The sequence below is a fragment of the Dechloromonas sp. TW-R-39-2 genome, from assembly GCF_016864195.1.
GTDB lineage: Bacteria > Pseudomonadota > Gammaproteobacteria > Burkholderiales > Rhodocyclaceae > Azonexus.
On the sequence record NZ_CP045202.1, the window covers coordinates 2217195 to 2238328 of the forward strand.

At 56.4% G+C, this 21134-nt stretch carries 20 protein-coding genes; 9 read left to right on the forward strand and 11 right to left on the reverse strand.

Annotated features, from left to right (window positions below):
• Positions 1 to 7 precede the first annotated feature (7 nt).
• Positions 8 to 625, reverse strand: a complete 618-nt coding sequence (locus tag GBK02_RS10755) for a cytochrome c (RefSeq protein ID WP_203466671.1) — start codon at positions 623 to 625, stop codon at positions 8 to 10.
• A gap of 159 nt (positions 626 to 784) precedes the next feature.
• Here GBK02_RS10755 and GBK02_RS10760 point away from each other — a divergent pair, with 159 nt between their 5' ends.
• Genes GBK02_RS10760 through GBK02_RS10770 form a run of 3 tightly spaced genes read left to right on the forward strand, consistent with a single transcriptional unit; the run spans position 785 to position 2657 of the window.
• The gene (locus GBK02_RS10760; protein ID WP_203466672.1) at positions 785 to 1795 is read left to right on the forward strand and encodes an MBL fold metallo-hydrolase; all 1011 of its coding nucleotides are present in this window, start codon (positions 785 to 787) and stop codon (positions 1793 to 1795) included.
• A 33-nt stretch (positions 1796 to 1828) separates the two neighbouring features.
• Positions 1829 to 2128: a cytochrome c gene (locus GBK02_RS10765; RefSeq protein ID WP_203466673.1), complete on the forward strand. Its 300-nt coding sequence runs from the start codon at positions 1829 to 1831 to the stop codon at positions 2126 to 2128.
• 1 nt (position 2129) lies between these two features.
• The gene (locus GBK02_RS10770; RefSeq protein ID WP_203466674.1) at positions 2130 to 2657 is read left to right on the forward strand and encodes a hypothetical protein; all 528 of its coding nucleotides are present in this window, start codon (positions 2130 to 2132) and stop codon (positions 2655 to 2657) included.
• Between the two features lie 12 nt (positions 2658 to 2669).
• On the opposite strand, the gene phnD is transcribed toward GBK02_RS10770, so the two are convergent.
• Both phnD and GBK02_RS10780 read right to left on the reverse strand, forming a co-directional pair.
• A complete protein-coding gene (gene phnD, locus GBK02_RS10775; RefSeq protein ID WP_203466675.1) occupies positions 2670 to 3521 on the reverse strand; it encodes a phosphate/phosphite/phosphonate ABC transporter substrate-binding protein in 852 nt (283 codons plus the stop codon).
• Positions 3518 to 4372: a hypothetical protein gene (locus tag GBK02_RS10780; protein ID WP_203466676.1), complete on the reverse strand. Its 855-nt coding sequence runs from the start codon at positions 4370 to 4372 to the stop codon at positions 3518 to 3520. The genes phnD and GBK02_RS10780 overlap by 4 nt, the downstream gene beginning before the upstream one ends.
• Positions 4373 to 4579: 207 nt before the next feature.
• Here GBK02_RS10780 and GBK02_RS10785 point away from each other — a divergent pair, with 207 nt between their 5' ends.
• Entirely contained in the window at positions 4580 to 4852 is a 273-nt protein-coding gene (locus GBK02_RS10785) for a GIY-YIG nuclease family protein (RefSeq protein ID WP_203466677.1), read from the forward strand.
• Between the two features lie 44 nt (positions 4853 to 4896).
• Here the strand turns inward: GBK02_RS10785 and GBK02_RS10790 are convergent, their stop codons facing one another.
• From GBK02_RS10790 to GBK02_RS10800, 3 genes are all read right to left on the reverse strand, one after another.
• Complete coding sequence (locus GBK02_RS10790; RefSeq protein ID WP_203466678.1) at positions 4897 to 5355, reverse strand: DUF1178 family protein; 459 nt, start codon at positions 5353 to 5355, stop codon at positions 4897 to 4899.
• A gap of 112 nt (positions 5356 to 5467) precedes the next feature.
• Complete coding sequence (gene dgt / locus GBK02_RS10795) at positions 5468 to 6811, reverse strand: dGTP triphosphohydrolase (RefSeq protein ID WP_203466679.1); 1344 nt, start codon at positions 6809 to 6811, stop codon at positions 5468 to 5470.
• A 21-nt stretch (positions 6812 to 6832) separates the two neighbouring features.
• A complete protein-coding gene (locus tag GBK02_RS10800; RefSeq protein ID WP_203466680.1) occupies positions 6833 to 7243 on the reverse strand; it encodes a thioesterase family protein in 411 nt (136 codons plus the stop codon).
• Between the two features lie 89 nt (positions 7244 to 7332).
• Between GBK02_RS10800 and GBK02_RS10805 the strand changes: the two genes are divergently transcribed.
• Both GBK02_RS10805 and fabI read left to right on the forward strand, forming a co-directional pair.
• Positions 7333 to 8979 carry an electron transfer flavoprotein-ubiquinone oxidoreductase gene (locus tag GBK02_RS10805; RefSeq protein WP_203466681.1) on the forward strand — a complete coding sequence of 549 codons (1647 nt, stop codon included), beginning with the start codon at positions 7333 to 7335 and terminating at the stop codon, positions 8977 to 8979.
• 43 nt (positions 8980 to 9022) lie between these two features.
• Positions 9023 to 9820 carry an enoyl-ACP reductase FabI gene (gene fabI / locus GBK02_RS10810; RefSeq protein ID WP_203466682.1) on the forward strand — a complete coding sequence of 266 codons (798 nt, stop codon included), beginning with the start codon at positions 9023 to 9025 and terminating at the stop codon, positions 9818 to 9820.
• 88 nt (positions 9821 to 9908) lie between these two features.
• Here the strand turns inward: fabI and GBK02_RS10815 are convergent, their stop codons facing one another.
• Positions 9909 to 10682 (reverse strand): sulfite exporter TauE/SafE family protein, encoded by a 774-nt coding sequence (locus tag GBK02_RS10815; protein WP_203466683.1) that lies wholly within the window; start codon positions 10680 to 10682, stop codon positions 9909 to 9911.
• Positions 10683 to 10774: 92 nt separating this feature from the next.
• Between GBK02_RS10815 and GBK02_RS10820 the strand changes: the two genes are divergently transcribed.
• Entirely contained in the window at positions 10775 to 11674 is a 900-nt protein-coding gene (locus tag GBK02_RS10820; RefSeq protein WP_203466684.1) for a LysR family transcriptional regulator, read from the forward strand.
• Between the two features lie 43 nt (positions 11675 to 11717).
• On the opposite strand, the gene tpx is transcribed toward GBK02_RS10820, so the two are convergent.
• From tpx to GBK02_RS10835, 3 genes are all read right to left on the reverse strand, one after another.
• The gene (tpx, locus tag GBK02_RS10825; RefSeq protein ID WP_203466685.1) at positions 11718 to 12221 is read right to left on the reverse strand and encodes a thiol peroxidase; all 504 of its coding nucleotides are present in this window, start codon (positions 12219 to 12221) and stop codon (positions 11718 to 11720) included.
• 131 nt (positions 12222 to 12352) lie between these two features.
• Positions 12353 to 14239: a SurA N-terminal domain-containing protein gene (locus tag GBK02_RS10830; RefSeq protein WP_203466686.1), complete on the reverse strand. Its 1887-nt coding sequence runs from the start codon at positions 14237 to 14239 to the stop codon at positions 12353 to 12355.
• Positions 14240 to 14364: 125 nt separating this feature from the next.
• Positions 14365 to 15789 (reverse strand): PLP-dependent aminotransferase family protein, encoded by a 1425-nt coding sequence (locus GBK02_RS10835; protein ID WP_239002975.1) that lies wholly within the window; start codon positions 15787 to 15789, stop codon positions 14365 to 14367.
• 141 nt (positions 15790 to 15930) lie between these two features.
• Between GBK02_RS10835 and GBK02_RS10840 the strand changes: the two genes are divergently transcribed.
• Positions 15931 to 16254 carry a DUF2917 domain-containing protein gene (locus GBK02_RS10840; RefSeq protein WP_203466687.1) on the forward strand — a complete coding sequence of 108 codons (324 nt, stop codon included), beginning with the start codon at positions 15931 to 15933 and terminating at the stop codon, positions 16252 to 16254.
• Between the two features lie 16 nt (positions 16255 to 16270).
• Positions 16271 to 17056 carry a PhzF family phenazine biosynthesis protein gene (locus GBK02_RS10845; RefSeq protein WP_239002976.1) on the forward strand — a complete coding sequence of 262 codons (786 nt, stop codon included), beginning with the start codon at positions 16271 to 16273 and terminating at the stop codon, positions 17054 to 17056.
• 70 nt (positions 17057 to 17126) lie between these two features.
• Here GBK02_RS10845 and purL read toward each other — a convergent pair whose 3' ends face one another.
• Positions 17127 to 21065, reverse strand: a complete 3939-nt coding sequence (gene purL, locus GBK02_RS10850) for a phosphoribosylformylglycinamidine synthase (RefSeq protein ID WP_203466688.1) — start codon at positions 21063 to 21065, stop codon at positions 17127 to 17129.
• Positions 21066 to 21134 lie beyond the last annotated feature (69 nt).

The following is a 21134-nucleotide window of genomic DNA, read 5'->3' on the forward strand; positions in this document are numbered from 1 at the left end:
TTGAATCTCAATCCAGCGTTGCGATGTACTCGGCAACAGCATGCGTTTCGAGTTCCGAGAGTTTGGATGCAATGGTGTGCATCACCGCATTGTCGTTGGTGCGTTCCCGCTTGTTGAACTGCTTCAACTGGTCTTCGATGTAACGTGGGTGCTGCCCAGCCAGGCGTGGCAACAGCGGCGTACCGTAGCCCTTGGCACCATGGCAACTGGCGCAGGAAGGCAGACCGGAAAACTGGTTGCCGCGGGTAAAGATGAATTTTCCGACGGCAAGCAATTCGGCATCCTTACCTTGCCTGGGCTTGGCTGTCTTGCCTTCAAAAAAAGCACCGAGTGACTTCATTTCCTCCGGCGTCAGTTCGTCAGCCTGCGGCTTCATCGTGTCGCTCTTGCGCTTGCCGGACTTGAAGTCGCCCAATTGCTTCGCAATGTACTCGGAGTGCTGTCCGGCCAGTCTCGGGAAAACCGCGCTGGCAGACTCACCTTCGAGTCCGTGACAAAGAAAACAGCGCCCGGAAACGATCTCCGTAGCCCTTGCCTGGTCCGCCTTTGCATCAGCAAAAACAGGGGCATTCAGTACGGAGAGCAAGGCCCCTGCACATAACAGAAGAGTTTTTTTATTTCCCATGCAGCCACCCCATTGATTAAATATTAGTTGTTTATTATTAAATAATAATTCGCTTACACTTAGCTTTCAATCGAATACGGAAAAAGCTTCCGCTACCAGCAAAAATACCATTCAGACAATCAAGTACGAATTTTACGCTGCGATTGCCAGGAGACATTGATGAACCGCCGTCGTTTTCTTCAAAGTACAGCTGCTTTTTCAACCCTCTCAACGATTGAATTCACGCCTTGGCAAACAATCAGTGCATTTGCCAGGGAGGTTGATGATTTTGTCCGCGGTCCGGTCGTGAAAGACCATCCGCTCGTGCAAGTCTCGAAACATGTCTGGATGATCCACTCACCCGATGGTTTCCCTACCCCGGAAAACCAGGGGATGATGTGCAACATCACTTTTGTGAATACCGCCAAAGGGTTGATCGTCGTGGACTCCGGGGCCTCGGTACAAATCGGCGAGATGGCCATCAGGCAAGCTCGGCAGGCCTTCAAGAAGCCTGTCGTGGCAATCATCAACACCCATTACCACGGCGATCATTGGCTCGGCAATCACGCTTACGTTGAAACTTACGGTGAAAGCCTCCCGATCTACGCCCATCCAGGAACAATCAAGGCGGTACAAGGGGTTCAAGGCAACATGTGGCGAACTTTGATGGAGCAATGGACGAACCAGGCCACCTTGGGTACACGCGTGGTGCCACCAACTCATCCTCTGGAACATGGCAGCGAATTGAAATACGGTGACGTAACGCTGCGCATGCATCACTTCGGAACCGTGCACACCCCCTATGATCTGTGTGTCGAGGTGCTGGAGGACAAACTGGTACTGGTGGGTGATGTCGCAATGGACCGGCGAATTGCCAACATGGACGATGGCTCTTATCTCGGTACGCTGAAAGCCTACGAAGGACTGGAAAAGACAGGCGCCAATCTCTGGCTTCCCGGGCATGGAAAAGCCAGCGCCCAGGTTCTGCAATGGAATCGCGAATTATTCGAGGGCATTTATCGTCCGTGCGAGCAAGCCATCAAGGATGGCCTGGGACTTGAAGAAGCCAAGAAACTGGTTCTCAAGGATTCGCGTGTTGCCAGCCGCTCGCTCGACACCAAAGGTTTTGACAGCAACATCGGAAAATATGTGAGCCTGGCCTACCTTGAAGCAGAAGCTGCCGGATTTTGACCCTTCCCTTATTCATCCTCAAAGAGAAAACACATGCGATTGATAACCTTGCTGATCGCCTTGATGACCACCTTCGGCGCACAGGCCGAAACCCCGAAACTACAGGCTGCCAAACTACTTCATGACAAATCCTGTACCAGTTGCCACATCCGCATGTATGGTCAGGATGGCAGCAAGATGTACACCCGTGACGGTCGTCTGCTCTCCAATAAACTGGAGATACAACAACGGGTTGCTTCATGCAATGCCACGGTCAACGCCGGCTGGTTCCCGGAAGAGGAAGAAAGCGTCGCAGACTGGTTAAACAAGCACTACTACCGGTTCGACAACTGAAATGCTGCAAAAGCCCTGCAAGCCTCGGCACTTCCTGATCTGTTCTTTGTTGTTCTGTTGCCTGACAGCCGGCCTCTGCTCGGCTTTTGCGCAGGTAACTCAAATCGACAAAGCACATGATCTGCAAAGTGAATCTCGCCTTGCCTACCAAAAAAGAGGGCCACTCATCATTCTGTTCAGTCGCCAGGACTGCAAGTTTTGCGAGATTGTCAGGCGAGATCACTTGAAACCACTGTTGCAGGACCCCCGTTATAAAAACAGGATTGTCATCCGGCAAATAGACCAGGGCAGCGGGATGCCACTGACGGATTTCAACGGTCGATCATCGACTCACGCCACATTTACCCGCCAGGAAAAAATAGGTTTTGTCCCGGTGGTGGCTTTTTATGGCCCCGGTGGCGAGCCGCTTGCTACACCGATCGTCGGATTGCGTTTGCCCGATTTTTATCAAGGCTATCTTGAAGATGCGATCGACAAATCAGCAGACATGCTTGGCGCCATCAGTCGGGATCTGTCCCGAAGCCGCTGAACAACAGCGCTTTTACCCTCCAAAAGCCCGAACGAGCTTCATCGTCTTCCTCAATTCATCGTAGTCGCTATCGTTGCTTGGCAAAAAACCATTGCGGTCAATGTATTCCAAGGCTGCTCCTTTCATCGAAAAAAGGGTAGACCGCAATGCCTTGACGACCTCGCGATCCAGCTCCCCCCGTGCAACCCAGGCCTGGGTTGGCGATGGAAAGCGGACGAGTTCGCGCAATCCCTTGTCGACCGCATATTTTTGAAAGGTTCGCTCATTGGTTGCACCAGCATCGAACGCACCCGCTGCAACGGCAAAAACCACTTTGTCGTGACGCCCCAAATAATCATGGGAGGCCAGATCACGAATGGTCAAGCCCGCCTTGACCAGTTCGGCCTGAGGTAAATAACGCCCAGTCGTTGATGTTGGATCGCCAAAAGCAAATTTTTTGCCTCGCAAATCGGCAATCGAATGAATGTTTGAAGTATTCGACACAACGATGACACCAGAAAACGCTTTGTCTCCGCCATGGCCTTCGCATGCCAACAAGATCAGTTTTGGCGCTTTCTGTTTTGCCAGGACGTAATTGACCGGCCCCAGACGGGAAAAATCAACCTCGCCCAGATGCAGGGCCTGAATCGCCTCATCGTACGTCGGGTAAATCCGTACTTCGACCTTCGCAGTCACGCCCCTCTCCCGCAAGCCACGCTCGACCTCCTTCTGGAACGGCTCCATTTTGCGCAACTCCTCCGACGGACGCTCCGTAGCGTAGCTGGCAAAACGCAGCACAAATTCAGCTGCAGTTGCAGGCACTGCCGTCAGGCAAAAAAGTAAGGCCAGGACTGCATCAATTCGTCGGAAAGCCTGGGTGATCATGCTTCGACCAGCATGATGGGCCGTGATGAAACCGGATCGTCGTAGAAAAATATCGGCGGCACAGCTTGGAAAATGCCGGACTGTTGCAGTGCGAGATAAAGCGTAGAAGCCTGCTTGAGAAGCTTGTAATCCCAATTACCCTGCATTGTTTTTTCGACCTTGAAGGATAGTTCCGACTCCAGTAACTTGCTGCTGTTGTGTTGCCAGCGATTAACCAGCATCCAGGAGGTCAGATCCGCACCGCCCCACGCTGTACGCATGTCATCAAAGACAAACTCATCCCAATGGGAAACTTCTTCGAGTTTGGTTTGTGGCGAGGCTATCTGAGCAAGTGCTGGAAAATAATCGGCAAAGAACCCCATTTTTTTGACGTTCGTCTGACGTCCTTTAAGAAACAGCGAGCCGGATGCACAGTATTTCAGGTTGCTGAAATGCAGATCCTGCTCAAGCTTGAATTTTGTCGCGTGCTTTTTGTATTGGGCAGCCGCCACAAGGTTCGGAAAGCAGGCGGAATGCTTGGGCTTGTCGAATAACAGCTCAGGGACAAATTGATGTTGCTTGCACTTGAGCTTGGTCTGTTGGTCAGTCGCTTCAATGGCCAGCGTCAGATTCTGCTGCTTAAATGCTTTCCCTGCCGTATCGAAACGGATACCCTCGCGCAGCCAGGAAGTTTCATTGAACGCCAGGGTGGTTTCCCCTCCCCTCGCCAGGCGAAGTACACACTCGGCAATCACCTGAGTCACCCGCATGAATATTTCACGATCCGTCACACCGGGAACACCCTCTGTCCCAGACCACAGAACCTTCAATTGAAATTCTTTACTTTCCTGCAAAGCAAGCTTGTCGGCCATGAGCAACTCGATTTGATAAATGCATAAGTGCTTCCACGTTAGACAAACAGGCTGGCATGGTCAAGATCGATTTATGAAATCGTCAAATGAAAGACACCGTCGTTTGAACATCGACAGCACCGACTTGGCGGTCGATCGGATGCACGCTCTTTTGCACTGGATGGTGAACGGCAATCCATTGGAAGCCAGTCAAACGCGGCCCCTTGCATGAAAGCTGCCAAGCCCTGGTTTCTCTACTTGATCGAATGTGTCGATGGCAGTATCTACACGGGAATTACCGTTGATATTGCTGCACGGTACGCTGCGCATGCACAAGGAAAAGGGGCTCGCTATACACGTGCGCACCCGCCGCTCAGACTCCTCGGCTACGAATCACACCCGGACCGCTCATCCGCATCGAAAGCGGAATACCGGATCAAGAAACTCTCGGCGACAGAGAAGCGTAAATACGCAGATCGACTGACGTTGCCAGCCGATTGATTTTCCCTTCTACGGGAAGTTGACCGCAGCAAAGCCTGTGCGGCTCAGTTCAAGTCCTCATCCTTGACGGTCGGCAAGCGAAGCACCGGAATTCCCTCATCACGCAAAGCTTCGCACTCATCCTCGGTAGCCTGACCGCGAATTGCACGTTCAGGAGCTTCGTTGTAATGGATTTTTCGCGCCTCTTCAGCAAAAGCCGTCCCGACATTCTCGCTCTCGGCAGCCATGGCTTGAACAAGTTGCTGATACAAGGCCATGGCCTGCGCACCGGCAGGCATCATCGCGGAGCTTGGCGCACTCTTGGGCGAAGAAACAGGTGCTTCGACCGGCGTGGAACGATGCGTCGCTATTGCAACAGCCGATGGCAGGCGGCGTACATCGTGGCTATCGCAGCAAGGACAGGTCACCAGTCGGCGATTTTGTTGCGAAACAAAATCATCGGCACTTTGAAACCACCCCTCGAAACGATGGTCGTTGGAACAGCTCAAATCGTAAATAATCATGTGGTCGGCAGTTAAATCGGGAGTTCAGGCGCTCTCCGGGGCAAACATCATGCACCGCAAAGGCCCCCACCTTCAGGCGGGGGGCGCGATCATAGCACTCATGCTCCGAGATTCAGCTGGGCAGCGCAAAGCCCTTCAATTTCCGGTACATGTCGACCGCATACGAATCGGTCATGCCGGCCACAAAATCGGCAACTTGCAGCAGACGGACATACGGGTCTGCATCCGGCTCGCCACCGTGCCCCAGGAACTGGGCCGGCAGGAGTTTAAGAAGCATTCGTTCGCGCGTGGTAAATCGGGCATGCCCGGCCTTCGCCTCTACCGCATTGCTGAACAAGCCAAGCAAGGCACCCAGCACTTCAAAACCAGCCGTTTCAATTTCCAGCGCAGGTCGCGCGGTATAAATGGTTTCCTTGGCCAGCTTCAGCACGGCCTGAAGCGGAATGGCGATCGGGGATTGCTCAAGCAATTCATCATCAAACCGACCATTCAGGATAGCCTCCTCATTTTCAAGGAACACAGCGGCCGCACTGTCGAGCAAGCGACCAATCGCCTTGGCACGCAAATACTCAAGCCTTTCTTTCGGGTCATGCAAGCGATCCATCCGGCCACCGCTGACCGAGTTACCTGCCAGATCGGCCAGCAAGCACTCGGCATCGCGATAAGGCACGAAACCAAGCTTGGCAGCATCCTCAAGATCGACAATCAGGTAACAGGTATCGTCAGCCACTTCGACAAGGAAAGCCAGGGGATGGCGCCGCCAGGCTTGTCCTGGAATTCGCTCAACCAGCCCCGTCGACCGCGCAACGCCTTCAAAAGCAGCCGCATCCTGTTGGAAAAAGCCGAATTTCTTGCTGCTTTTCCCATCCAGCGATGTTTCAAGATGTGATGGCCGTGGATATTTGGTAAATGTCGCCAGAACCGCACTCGTCAACTGCAACCCCGGGTTCGCCGGGTTCTGAAGACGGGTCACGATCCGGAACCCCTGCGCATTACCTTCATAAAGCTCGAAATCAGCGCGCTGGGCAGGCGTAAAAGGATGGCGCTCAAGCAACCCGGAGGTTCGAAACCACTCGCGGATGGCGTCTTCGCCGGCATGGCCAAAAGGCGGATTACCAATATCGTGCGCCAGACAAGCGGCGGCAACAATCGCCCCGAAGTCGCCTGATTCGACATGCTGCAGGCCATGCCGGGCGATGATCTCGCGACCAACCACAGCCCCCAGCGAACGCCCGACACAACTGGCTTCAAGGCTGTGCGTCAGCCGGGTCCGGACATAATCGCTCTTGGACAGCGGAAAAACCTGCGTCTTGTCCTTCATGCGCCGGAAGGCCGAGGTAAAGACGATGCGATCATAATCCTGCTGAAACGGGGTACGCTCAGGCGTTCCAGGTGCTTTTCCAGCCCCTGGACGATCAGCAGACAAAAGTTTTTCCCAGATTTTTCTTTGGCTCATGAGCGCCAGTTTACCTGAGCTTCAGGCTGCTTCGATCACCGCTCTGACATGATCCGGAATCGGCGCCGATTTGCCGGTTTGCGTATCCATCCAGACGACCTTGGCAGCCCCTTCGGCATACAGGGTTTCATTGCCTTCGAGTCGCATCTCGACATAAGTCTGGACGCTGGATCGCCCCGGTACGCCAACAAAGGTACGAACCTCGACCATGCCCGGATAATTCAGCGGCACAAGGAAGGTACAGCTGGCATTGATAATGACTGGCCCCAACCCACCTGGACGTACTTCGACCTTCAAATCTTCCAGCCACTCGACCCGGGCTTGCTCCATGTAACGAAAATAGACCGTGTTGTTAACGTGCCCGTAAGCATCCATGTCGCCCCAGCGAATTGGCATTTTCGTGACGTGAATAAGTTTCTTGCTGTGTTCCATATCCTTGATAATTCGAAGGGGTTGATCTAAGTTATTCCATACTGTACCGTATTGTTTACAACGTCACAATATAAAACCAAGGAGACATCATGGAACGCGAAGCCATGGAATTTGACGCCGTCGTCGTTGGCGGCGGCCCGGCCGGGCTGGCCTCGGCCATTCGACTCAAACAGCTTGCCGCCGAAAAAGGACAGGAAATTTCGGTCTGCCTGATCGAGAAAGGCGCAGAAATTGGCGCCCACATTCTCTCCGGCGCTGTCATGGATCCCCGGGCACTGACCGAACTATTTCCCAACTGGAAAGAAGATGGTGCGCCCCTCAATGCCCCCGTCAGCGAAGACCGTTTCTTCATTCTTTCAGAAACAGGCTCAACCAAGGTTCCGAACAGTCTATTGCCCAAATGTTTCCACAACGAAGGCAATTACGTCATTTCACTGGGCAACGTCTGTCGGTGGCTAGGCGAGCAGGCAGAAGCACTGGGTGTCGAAATCTATCCGGGGTTTGCCGGTTCGGAAGTCCTGTTCAACGATGATGGCTCGGTCAAGGGCGTGGCGACAGGCGACATGGGCCGTTTGCACGATGGCTCCGAAGGCCCCAATTTTCAGATGGGTATGGAGCTCCACGGCAAATACACCTTTTTTGCCGAAGGCTGCCGCGGCCACCTGGGTAAACAACTCGAAGAAAAATTCAATCTGCGCGATGGCGTAGATCCACAAACCTACGGCATCGGTCTCAAAGAACTCTGGGAAATCAAGCCCGAGCAACACCAACTCGGCCTGGTCGTCCATAGCGGAGGCTGGCCGATGCAGCCTGATACCTACGGTGGCGGTTTTCTTTATCACCTTGAAGGCAACCAGGTTGCCGTGGGCTTTGTCGTCGGCCTGGGCTACAGCAATCCGCATCTTTCACCCTACGAAGAATTCCAGCGCTTCAAGACACACCCTGAGATCCGCAAGTTTCTTGAGGGAGGCAAACGCGTCGCCTATGGCGCACGGGCGCTTACCGCTGGTGGCATCCAGTCTCTGCCCAAGCTTGCCTTCCCGGGCGGCGTCCTGGTTGGCGATGATGCAGGCTTCCTCAATGCAGCACGCATCAAGGGCTCGCACTGCGCCATCAAGTCCGGCATGCTCGCAGCCGAAGCCTGCTTCGAAGCGCTGAGCACCGAGCGGCAACACGATGAACTGGCGGCCTATCCAAGCGCCTTCAAGAACAGCTGGCTGCACGAAGAATTGCATCAGGCCCGCAATTTCAAGCCATGGATGAGCAAGGGCCTGAAACTGGGTTCAATCATGTTCGGCATCGACCAATTGATTCTCGGCGGCAAGGCACCATGGACGCTGCGCAACACGACACCTGATCACGCCAAACTCAAGCCAGCGTCTGAATGCGAGCCGATCAGCTATCCGAAACCGGATGGCGTACTGACCTTCGATCGCCTGTCCTCGGTTTTCCTGTCGAGCACGAATCACGAGGAAGACCAGCCTTGCCACTTGCAGCTCAAGGATGCCAGTGTGCCGATTAGCATTAACCTGGCGCGCTATGACGCCCCGGAACAGCGTTTCTGTCCGGCAGGCGTTTATGAAATCCTGCGTGACGAGTCGGGTAACAACGCGCGATTGCAGATTAATGCCCAAAATTGTGTGCATTGCAAAACCTGCGACATCAAGGATCCGACACAAAATATTAACTGGGTGGTGCCACAAGGTGGCGAAGGACCAACCTATCCGAACATGTGATGCTTTATAATCCTGAGGCTAAACCCCTTAGGGAGAACAATATATGGGCTTTCTCGCCGACAAAAAAATTCTGATCACCGGTCTGCTTTCCAAGCACTCCATTGCCTACGGCATTGCCAAGGCCTGCCATCGTGAAGGCGCTCAACTTGCCTTCACGTACCAGAACGAGCGTTTTGAAGACCGCATCAAAAAATTTGCTGCCGAATTCGGTAGCGACATCACCATTCCGGTCGACGTCAGCAGCGATGAGCAGATCAACAATCTGTTCACCGAACTGGCCAAACGCTGGGATGGTCTGGATGGCCTGGTTCACTCCATCGCCTACGCACCGACTGAAGCCATTGAAGGTGACTTCCTTGAGGGCATCACACGTGACGCCTTCCGTATCGCCCACGAAATTTCTTCGTACAGCTATCCGGCCTTGGTCAAGGCAGCACGTCCGATGATGCAAGGTCGCAAGAGCGCCGCGCTGGCCCTCTCCTACCTTGGCGCCGAACGCACCATGCCGAACTACAACACCATGGGTCTGGCCAAGGCCAGCCTGGAAGCTGCAACACGCTACCTGGCTTTCTGCCTCGGCCCTGAAGGCATTCGTGCCAACGCCATTTCGGCCGGCCCGATCAAGACCCTGGCTGCCTCCGGCATTGGTAACTTTGGTAAGCTGCTGGCTTACAACTCCCACAATGCCCCGTTGCGCCGCAACGTGACCATCGAGGAAGTTGGCAACGCCGCCGCCTTCATGCTGTCCGATCTGGCCAGCGGTGTTACCGGTGAAATCATGTACGTCGATGGCGGCATGAATACGGTTGCCCTCGGCAACGCCGACCCCTTGCCCGCCTAAGCTTTCGATACCGAGAGATTTCGCGGTCTACGCGAAAAAGCCGACCAAAACAACGGGTCGGCTTTTTTTCATCCTGCTTTTCTGTCACTCAGAACTGTGGAACATGACGTACAACCAAGAGTACCCCGCCCAGCAAGAGCAGAAAGTTCAACACTAGCCCGAGCCCCTCGCGCGATAGCCGAAGGTCGATGTGTCGACCGAGAACACCACCAAGTAATGCGGCCGGCAACATCAGCAGCGCCATCAGGAAGAGCTTGCCGTTTAGCAATCCGCCCACAGCGCAAAGCCCCAGACGCCAGGCGGTTGATAACCCGATCATCACCGCCTGAGTCGCACGAAATGCCGAACGACTTTCCAGCTTGCTTTGCAGATAACTGGCATAGATAAAACCGCCACTGCCAAAAGCACCACCCAGGAGGCCGCCAAAAATACCGTGCTGAATGGCATGCATTGCCCTGACAGGACGCTGAACAGGTTTCCAGCTCAACAGAAGATTGCGCACACCGTAGCCAATCACAAAACAGCCCAGCAACACGCCCATGATCGCTGCAGGAAGCATGGCCAGGATACTCACACCCAGCACCTGCCCGATCAGCATTCCCGGCACCAGAAGATAAAGTTCGGAGATTGCAACCTCTCGCCGCGAATTCCACGCACGAACAATTGAACCTCCGCAATCAAGCAATGCGAGCAAGGGAATCACGCTGGCCACCGGCATTATTTGCGCCAATGGCGGACTGGCCAGCAATGCTGAGCCAAAGCCGACCAGCGTAAATAAGGTATAGGCGACGATAACGGCAAGCCCAGCCAGTCCAATGGCAAGCAGCGGGTCAACATCAGGATTGATGGGTAAAAATGGCATGTCACGATCTCATCGAAGTAAGGCGATGATTGTGATTTGGCGTAAGCTATACAACAAATATCAAATTAATTAACTTACCATACATAAAAAGCATGCCAAGCCAACGCCAGATTCGCTACTTCCTGACTGTCGCCGAACTCGGCAGTTTCACGTCAGCCGCAAACACCCTATTTGTTGCCCAGCCGGCACTCAGCCGCCAAATTGCCCTGCTTGAAGAAACTGTCGGCTTCCTGCTCTTCAAGCGAGAACCGCGTGGTGTCAGCCTGACGCCCTCCGGCGCCCTGCTTTACGAACGCTTTTCCAGTCTCGAAAAAACCATCGCCTCAGCCATAGAAGAAGGCAAGCAACTCGACCAGGGACAATCCGGTGTTCTGCGTCTCCTTCACTCAAGCTCAATCCCCATGGATTCATTACTCCCGATAATTCACCAATTTACCGGGGAAGCAGCACAAGCACGAATCGATCTGGATCGAATTTCATCCGAGTTGCAAATCAGCGAAATTGCGCAGGGCAAAGCCGATGCCGGTGTGATTCGCTTACCGGTGCTACGGCGTGATCCCGATGTCCGAATCATTCCATTGCCACCTGAACGCCTCTGGGTTGCGGTGCCTGAAAACCATCAGTTGGCCGGAAGTGAAACCACGACCTTGCAGCAGCTCGCTGATTTTCGCTTTGTATCAGCCGTCCACCGCGAACGTGGAGGCTTGGCGCGGCGAGTCACCGATCTCTGCCTGGCCCGCGGATTTGTTCCGCAGCTAGCCGCCGTTATTTCAAGAAAAACCTCGATGCTTGCATTGGTTGCGGCAGGCTTTGGGATTGCGGTCATCCCCGAAGGAATAGCACGCCAAAAAATCCCCGGCCTGACCTGTATTCAACTCACCGACGAAGATGCTGATGCGGCCAGCGCCCTGGTGACCGCCCGCACGCCAACTCCCCTGGCACAACGCTTCATCGATCTCGCCCTAAATTACTGGAAACCGGAAACAAAATAAAAACGGGCCACCCGGGCCCGTTTATCCAGAGCACAGCCCTCAATCAGGCAAGCGCATTCAATGCAGCGGCGTAATCCGGCTCACTCTTGATTTCACCGACCAGCTCGCTGTGCAAAACATGGTTGTTTTCATCGAGAACAACGACGGCACGCGCAGCCAGGCCAGCTAACGGCCCGGTTGCGATTGCTACGCCGTAGGCTTGTAAAAAATCGGCGCCGCGCATGGTTGACAGCGTCTGGACATTGGCCAACCCCTCGGCACCACAAAACCGGCTCTGGGCAAATGGCAGATCGGCAGAAATACAAAGGACGACAGTATTCGCCAGATTGCTGGCCGACTGGTTGAATTTCCGCACCGACGTTGCACAGGTCGGCGTGTCAACACTCGGAAAAATATTCAGTATTTTGCGTTTGCCGGCCAGGGCAGCCAGGCTCAGATCCGACAAATCCTTGGCAACAAGAGAGAAAGCTGGAGCCTGCTCACCCTTTGCAGGAAAAGAGCCGGTCACTTCAATCGGATTGCCGCCAAGCGTTACGGTATTTGACATCAGGATTCCTTTATCTCGGTTGAAAAACATGATCGCCGGTTTCAGACCGGGGTGCGCACAATAAATTCCAGAGATTACCAATCAAGGCAAAAAAAACGGGCCAAAGGCCCGTTTCTGTAGAGTGTTTGCTCTTATTTCTCTTTTGCTTCCAGTACGGACTGGTTGATTTCAACCTTGTAGCGAGTCCGCAATGCGGCAAGAAACACCTGAACATCTTCCTGCGAATGAAGATTGTCGAGCTGACGTACCAGCGCCTGCTTGCGTGCCTCATCGAGCTTGTCGCCGGCATCCAGCTTGGTCAGCTTGTACAAGGCATAACCCACACCCGGCAAATCAACGCCGGTATAAGCCGGCAGCTTGCTGGTATCAATCTTGAAAATAGCGGGCGCAGCAACCGGCGGAACAAGTCGTGCATCCATGCGCGAAACCGATTTCGCAGCCCCCCAGCTCAGCTTGTCCTCGCCCTTCTTCAGCGCAGCAAGACGCTCCTCGCCATCCTTGCGTGCCAGAGTCTGAGCCTCCTGACGCTTGAGCAAGCTCTCGATATTGCTCTTGACGCTATCGAAAGGTTGCAGGGCAGAGGGTTTGTAATCAACGATACGTGCGGCAACAAGCGTATTGGCTGCCGTTTCGACAGTTTCCGTATTGCGCTTGTTTTTCACTGAATCATCGGAGAACAAAGCGGCCAGCAATTTTTCATTACCGAGCGGGCCATTGGCCGGGTTGGCCTGGCGACCAATCCAGTCGGATTGCTTGATGCTTAGCTTGAATTTCTCGGCAACCGGTTTCAGGCTGTCCGACTGCTCATAAACCGTATTGCTGAATGCTTCGGCCGCTTCGGCGAACTTCCGCGAGGCTGCCGTTTTCTTCAATTCACCTTCGATCTCGGCGCGAACATCGGCCAGCGGTTTTTCCTTGGCGGCGTGAATACCGGTCACCTTGATGATGTGAAAGCCAAAATCGGACTCAACCACACCGGAAATATCGCCTTCTTTCTGGCTGAAAGCGGCATCCTCAAAAGGCTTGACCATCATGCCACGCCCGAAAAATCCGAGATCGCCGCCCTTGCTGGCAGAACCCGGATCATCCGAGTTCTTTTTGGCCAGATCAGCGAATGCGGCAGGGTTTTTCTGGATTTCCTTGAGCAGTTCTTCAGCCTTGGACTTGGCCTTGTCTTTACCGTGTTTGTCGCTTGCCAACAGGATATGGCTGGCACGACGCTCTTCGGCCTGCAGGAAACGATCCTTGTGGCCATCGTACCAAGCCTTGATTTCGGCATCCGTCACAACAAGCTGGCTGCCAATCGTATCCATCGACAGGACAACGAATTCGGCCTTGGCTTGTTCCGGCATCTGGAACTGACGTGCATTCTCGTCATAGAACTTCTTGACGGCATCGTCGCTCAGTTTGACCTTGGACAGATAGGCATCCAGGGCAAAACGATATTCCATGACTTCACGCTTTTCCGTCTGCAAAGCCAGAATGCGATCCGTAAGGCTGTGCGGCCTCACACCGGACTGGGCAACAGCCCCGGCCAGTTGTTGCAGCGTCAGGTCCTGGCGCAACTGGGCCTCGAAACTGGCCGGCGTCATCCCCTGTCCGCGCAAGACGGCTTCATAGCGTTCGCTCGAAAACTTGCCATCGACCTTGAAGGCATCGATTCCGCCGACCGTGCGGCGAATGGCCTCGTCGCTGACGAACATGCGCTTTTTATTGGCTTCCAGCATCAGCAGGCGCTGATCCACCAGATCATCGATAATGGCTTTGCGAGCCTGCGGGTTGTCGAGCATCTTGGGATCGACCTGCCCGCCCATTTGGGCACGCAGACGCTCTTGCTGATCGCGCAGGGCTTGCTGGAAATGCTGCTGGGTAATCGCGCTATCGCCAACCTTGGCAACATCGTCCCCTGCGCCAACACTGCGCACATAGGATTCGACGCCAAAAAAGGCAAATGGCAGCGTAATCAGAGCCAGAAATATCTGGACGATCTTCTTGTTATTCCGGACTGCGTCAAACATGAGAGGAAAAACCCTTCGGATACGATTTAGGAAGCGAACACCTGTCGGCCTGCAACTGACAATGCCGGCCAGTCTTAGCCAAACGCCAATGATACCGTAGTTTCCACCGGCTCAATTTGATGTAATCAAGGCTTTGTCATCAAGGCACCCAGACGACGAACCGCATCGTCGATTTCAGGGGTATGCGGGTTGCCGCAATTGAGCCGCAAACAGTTGCGATACATGCCGCTGGCCGAGAACAGCTCCCCCGGCACGTAGACCAGATTGTCCCGGATCGCCCGTTCGTACACTTCGCTGGTGTCGATCTCCTCAGGCAATTCGACCCACAGCACAAAAGCCCCCTGCGGCTGTGAAATCCGCGTTTCTGCCGGAAAATAGCGACTGACTGCCGCGCGCATGCTCTCCACCTGCCGCTCATAAATACGCCGCAAATTACGCAAATGACGTTCGTAAGAACCTGATTCAAGATACTCGGCCAGCACGTTCTGGGTAATCGGGTTGGTTCCGCCGCTGGTAATTGCCTTTTGCAGGGCAATCGCCGCTCGATAACGTCCGGCGGCAACGAAACCGATACGCAAGGCAGGTGAAAGACATTTGGAGAATGACGAGCAAAGCATCACGTTGCCAGTCTTGTCGAATGCCTTGATCGGCCAGGGACGCTGCTTGCCAAAATACAGGTCACCATAAATATCGTCCTCGATCACCGCAATGCCGCGTGCCGCGGTCAACGTTGCCAATTGACGCTTTTTCTCGTCGGGCATCATGCTGCCCAGCGGATTGCTGGCATTCGGCACCAGCAGGCAAGCTGCAATCTGCCCATTGCGTGAGGCCATGTCGAGCGCTTCAACCGACATGCCATCGCGCGGATCGGTCGGAATTTCCAATGCCTTCAAGCCCAAGGTTTCGATCAGTTGCAGCATCAGGTAATAAGCCGGTGATTCGACGGCGACCGTATCGCCCGGCTTGGTAACTGCGCGCAAGCACAAGCCAAGCGCCTCGGTACACGAATTGGTAATGACGATTTCCTCGGCCGCCAGCGGCCCGCCCCAGGCCAGCGAGCGGCGAACCAGCTGGCGGACCAGCGCCGGCTCGTTCATGTTGAAATGGCTTCCGCCTTCAAGCAATTTGGGGTGGCGCCGCGCCACTCCGGCATAAAGTCGCTGCAATGCGGCCACCGGCAATAGCTCGGCAGCCGGCAAAGCGGCTGAAAACGGCGTCATGCCGGGCTTCATCGCGTCGTTCAAGACGCTGACCAGACGTTGCGAGACATCGACCGGTACCGCCTCGTCCGGCGTGGCGCGGGGCAATGGCTCAGAACGAAGCACCATCGATCGACGTACGAAATACCCCGACTGCGGCCGAGCCTCGACCAATCCGCGATCTTCAAGCTGCCGGAATGCCTGTACCACGGTCGACACCGAAAGACGGCGCTCTTTGGCAAGACAGCGCACCGAAGGCAAGCGCTCCCCCTGGCGCAGCACGCCGCCAGCGATCATGCCACCCAGTTCGGCGGCGAGTTTTTCGTAAAGCAAAGGTTCGGTATTCAGCATGAGCAATACAGTTGTCGTGATCGAAGGCCAGCACAGTTATCAAAATCAAACACTGTATTGGTCACAATTTCAGTTTATTGGAACTGTATCACTCAACAGCAGGGAACTACACTTTCCGTCACGGTCAACACGGAGAAAACCATGAAAATCAATTTCTGCTCAGGCGAACTTTATCTCGCCGACAACAAACCAATACGCCTTGAAGAGGCCCGTGGCCTGACCATCCTGTGCACTGCCGGCATTATCTGGATAACCGTCGATGGTGAAGCCGGAGACACTTTCCTGCGCCCCAGTCAAAAGCACACCATCGCAGCGAACGGCCTGGCACTGATTGAAAGCATCGGCGACGGAAAAATAATGATCGCGCCTCCCCGTAAATTCACTTGGCCCAGATGGATTGCCGCCAGCTTTGACCGTCGTGGCGAAACAGCCCGACCGGTCAGCCTCCAACTATCCAGAAGCTGAAAGACAGGACTGATCGATGAAAATCCGCCAATTTCAGGTAGACGCCTTCGCCTGCCGTCGTTTTGAAGGCAACCCGGCTGCGGTCTGCCCACTCGACAGCTGGCTCGACGATAGCTTGATGCAGGCCATCGCCGCAGAAAACAACCTTTCGGAAACGGCTTTCTTTGTACCGACCGGTGATCGTTTTGCCCTGCGCTGGTTTACCCCGCTCGCCGAGGTCGATCTTTGCGGCCACGCAACGCTGGCTGCCGCCCATGTGCTGTTCGAACACCTCGGTTACGACAAACCGGCCATCACTTTTGAAACACGCAGCGGGCGACTCGGTGTCGAACGGAAAAATAATCAGCTACAGATGAACTTCCCGGCTATCAAAGCCCTTCCCTGCACCGTTCCGGCCTTGCTGCAACAGGCGATCGGCTTACCGATAGAGACATTGCTGGTTGCCGACGATTACCTGGTCGTACTCGACAGCGAAGCCGATCTCCGCCGCCTGCAGCCCGATCAAAATCTGCTCGGCCAACTCGACAAGCGCGGCATCATTGTGACCGCCCGCAGTGAAGAACATGATTTTGTCAGTCGCTTTTTTGCGCCGAAACTGGGCATTCCGGAAGACCCGGTCACCGGCTCGGCACACTGCACCCTGGCCCCCTACTGGGCGGAAAAGCTCAATAAAACCAGGCTGCGCGCCCGACAACTGTCGCAGCGAGGGGGTGATATCGACTGCGAAATCGTTGTAGACCGCGTCATCCTGGCCGGATCGGCCGTAACTTTCATGACCGGTGAAATTTCACTGGATATTTGAGCCAAGCCAATCTTCAGGCAATAAAAAAGGAACGCCGCGGCGTTCCTTTTTCGTTTCAGGCCCGAATGACTTAACCGACCCAGCGCCGCGCGTTGCGGAACATGCGCAGCCACGGCGAATCCCCTTCACCTTCAAGCCAGTTTTCCGGGTGCCAGGACATCTGCACCGTGCGGAAAACGCGTTCCGGGTGCGGCATCATGATCGTGAAACGGCCATCGGCCGTGGTCACCGCGGTCAAACCGTTCGGCGAGCCGTTCGGGTTGTACGGATAGACTTCGGTCGGCTCGCCCTTGTTGTCGACGTAGCGCACGGCGGAAAGCACCTTGCTCTGGTCGTCGGCATTGTCGAAGACAGCGCGGCCTTCGCCGTGCGAGACGACGATGGGTACTTGCGAGCCTTCCATGCCGGCAAAGAAGATCGACGGCGAATCGAGGATTTCGGTCATCACGAAACGCGCTTCGAACTGCTCGACCTTGTTGCGGCGGAAAGCCGGCCAGTGTTCGGCACCCGGGATGATGGACTTGAGCGCGCTCATCATCTGGCAACCGTTGCAGACGCCGAGAGCAAAGGTGTCCTTGCGGCTGAAGAAAGCGGCGAACTCGTCGCGGCAACCATCGTGCATCAGGATGGTCCGCGCCCAGCCGAGACCAGCACCGAGCACGTCACCGTACGAGAAACCGCCGCAGGCGACGAGGCCCTTGAAGTCCTTGAGGCTGACGCGGCCGGCCAAAATGTCGCTCATATGCACGTCGACCGAGGCGAAACCGGCACGGTCGAAAGCGGCGGCCATTTCGTAATGGCTGTTGACGCCCTGCTCGCGCAGGATGGCGACGCGCGGGCGGCCGCTGACGTCCTGATAAACCTTGGTGAAATCGTCCTGCGGATCAAAGGTCAGCTTCGGCGTCAGGCCGGGATCGGCGACGTCGAGGATGCGATCGAATTCCTGCTGCGCGCAGCTCGGGTTGTCGCGCATGGCCTGCATCTGGTAGCTGGTCTCGGACCAGGCACGCTGCAGGTCGACACGCTTCTCGCGCAGCACGCGCTTGGCGTTGCGGGTGACGCGGATTTCGTCCCACTCGTTCATCGTGCCGACGAAGTGGTAGGGCACACCACAGGCGCGCAGAATCGGCGTGACCTTTTCGCGGTCGGCGCGGCGAATCTGGATCAGGGCGCCGAGTTCTTCGTTGAACAGCGCGCGCACGATGTTCTCGAAATCACGGCCGGCCAGCAGGTTGGTCAGCTTTTCCGAACCATCGACATCGCCGGCACCGGCGTCGTAGCAGATGCCGTCGAGATCGAGCGACACGCCGCGGCGCGTGGCGAATGCCATTTCGCAGGCAGCGACGAACAGGCCGCCGTCCGAACGGTCGTGGTAGGCGAGCAGCAGGCCGTCGCGATTGAGTTTTTGCACGGCATCGAACAGGCCCTTGAGCTTGGCCGGCTCGTCGACATCCGGCGCATCGCTGCCGGTGGCGTTGTACACCTGCGCCAGGCAGGAGCCGCCGAGGCGGTTCTGGCCGAGATCGAGCAGCAGCAGTTCGGTTTCGCCCTGATCGACGGCCAGTTGCGGCGTTTTCGTCTTGCGCACGTCGTCGACCGCGGCGAAAGAGGTCACCACCAGCGACAGCGGCGAGACGACCTGTTTCTTGACGCCCTGATCTTCCCAGGCGGTGCGCATCGACAGCGAATCCTTGCCGACCGGGATCGACACACCAATCGCCTTGCACAGGTCGGACACGGCCTCGACGGTGTCGAACAGGCGGGCATCCTCACCGGCGACGCCGCACGGCGCCATCCAGTTGGCCGACAGCTTGACCTTGGCCAGGGCGCCGACATCGGCGGCGGCCAGGTTGGTCAGCGCCTCGCCGATCGCCATGCGGCCGGAAGCCGGCGCATCGAACACGGCGAGCGGCGTGCGCTCGCCCATCGCGAAGGCTTCGCCGAGGTAACCCTGGTAACCCATGGTGGTGACAGCAACGTCAGCCACCGGCACCTGCCACGGGCCGACCATCTGGTCGCGCGCCGTCATGCCGCCAACGGAGCGGTCGCCGATCGAGATCAGGAAGGTCTTGTCGGCGATGGTCGGCAGACGCATCAGGCGATAGGCGGCGTCCTTGAGTTCGATGGAGGCGGCGTCGAAGGAGACGAAAGTTTCCGGCTGGTGCGTCACGTCGCGCGTCATGCGCGGCGGCTTGCCCAAAAGGGCTTCCATTTCCATGTCGACCGGATTGACGCCGAAATGGGCATCGGTCACCGTCAGGTGGCCGTCGCCGGTCGCTTCGCCGACCACGGCAAACGGGCAGCGCTCACGCTCGCACATGGCCTGGAATTCGGCGATGCGGTTCGGCGGAATGGCCAGCACGTAACGCTCCTGCGATTCGTTGGACCAGATTTCGGCCGGCGACATGCCCGGCTCTTCGGTCGGCACCTTGCGCAGATCGAAAATGGCGCCGACGCCGCCCGAATGGGCCAGTTCCGGCAGGGCGTTGGAGACGCCACCGGCACCGACGTCATGCACCGACAGAATCGGATTGTTCTTGCCCATCTGCCAGCAGCGGTCGATGACTTCCTGCGCACGGCGCTGGATTTCCGGGTTGCCACGCTGCACCGAGGCGAAATCGAGATCTTCGGCATTGGCACCGGCCGTCATCGACGAGGCGGCGCCGCCGCCCAGACCGATCAGCATGCCGGGGCCGCCGAGCTGGATGAACTTGGTGCCGACCGGGAAGGTTTCTTCCTTGAACGACTGCTCGGCCTGGATGGAACCCAGACCGCCGGCGATCATGATCGGCTTGTGGTAACCGCGCACCGTGCCGGCGACGTCCTGCTCGTAGGTGCGGAAATAGCCGGTCAGGTTCGGGCGGCCGAATTCGTTGTTGAAGGCGGCGGCACCGATCGGGCCTTCGAGCATGATGTCGAGGGCCGAAGCGATGCGCGACGGGCGGCCGTAGGCGTGTTCCCAGGGCTGCGGCGCATCCGGCAGATTCAGGTTGGAAACCGAGAAACCGCAGAGGCCGGCCTTCGGCTTGGAACCCTTGCCGGTGGCGCCTTCGTCGCGGATTTCGCCGCCGGAACCGGTCGATGCACCCGGGAACGGCGAAATAGCCGTCGGGTGGTTGTGCGTCTCGACCTTGGTCAGGATGTGGGTCAGCTCTTCCTTGTAGGAATAGCCGCGGTCGGCATCCGGGTAGAAGCGCTGGATGGTGGCGCCTTCAATGATCGAGGCGTTGTCGGCGTAGGCCATGATCGTGCCTTGCGGGGCGGCGGCATGCGTTTCGCGGATCATGCCGAACAGCGTCTTGTCCTTCTTCTCGCCGTCGATCACCCACGACGCGTTGAAAATCTTGTGGCGGCAGTGTTCGGAATTGGCCTGGGCGAACATCATCAGTTCGACGTCGGTCGGATTGCGGCCGGCCTTGGTGAACACGTCGAGCAGGTAATCGACTTCGTCGTCGGACAGCGCCAGGCCGAGCGAGCCGTTGGCTTCAACCAGCGCGGTTTTGCCGCCCTGGAGCACGTCGACCGTATTCAGCGGCTTCGGCTCGAAATGGCGGAACAATTCGCCGGCGGCGTCGAAGCCGGGCAGCACCGATTCGGTCATGCGGTCATGCAGCAGACCGGCGACGGTTTTCTTCTCTGCGGCGGTCAACACCCGGTTTTTCTGCAAAACCACATGGAAAGCAACGACGCGCTCGATGCGCTCGATGGCGTCCAGATCGCAGTTCCAGGCGATGTCGGTCGCCTTCGACGACCACGGCGAAATGGTGCCGATGCGCGGCGCGACCAGGAACAGTTCCCCCGCCTCGGCACCGGCAGCCTTTTCTTCCAGCAGCGTCGCCAGCTTGGCGCGCTCTTCCGCGGTCAACGTCCGCTTCAGCGCGGAAACGTGCCAGTAATCGGCGACCACCGATTCGATGTCCGACACGGCCGCGACCAGGCGGGCTTGCAGGCGTTGCAGACGGAAGGCGGAAAAGGCGGCGTCGCCCTTGAGGCAAAGAATGTCGGCCATTGAGAGTGATTTCAGTGTTAGGCGGGAAGGCCGGCATTATACCTGAGGCTGGAGTAGCCGCGCTTCGGC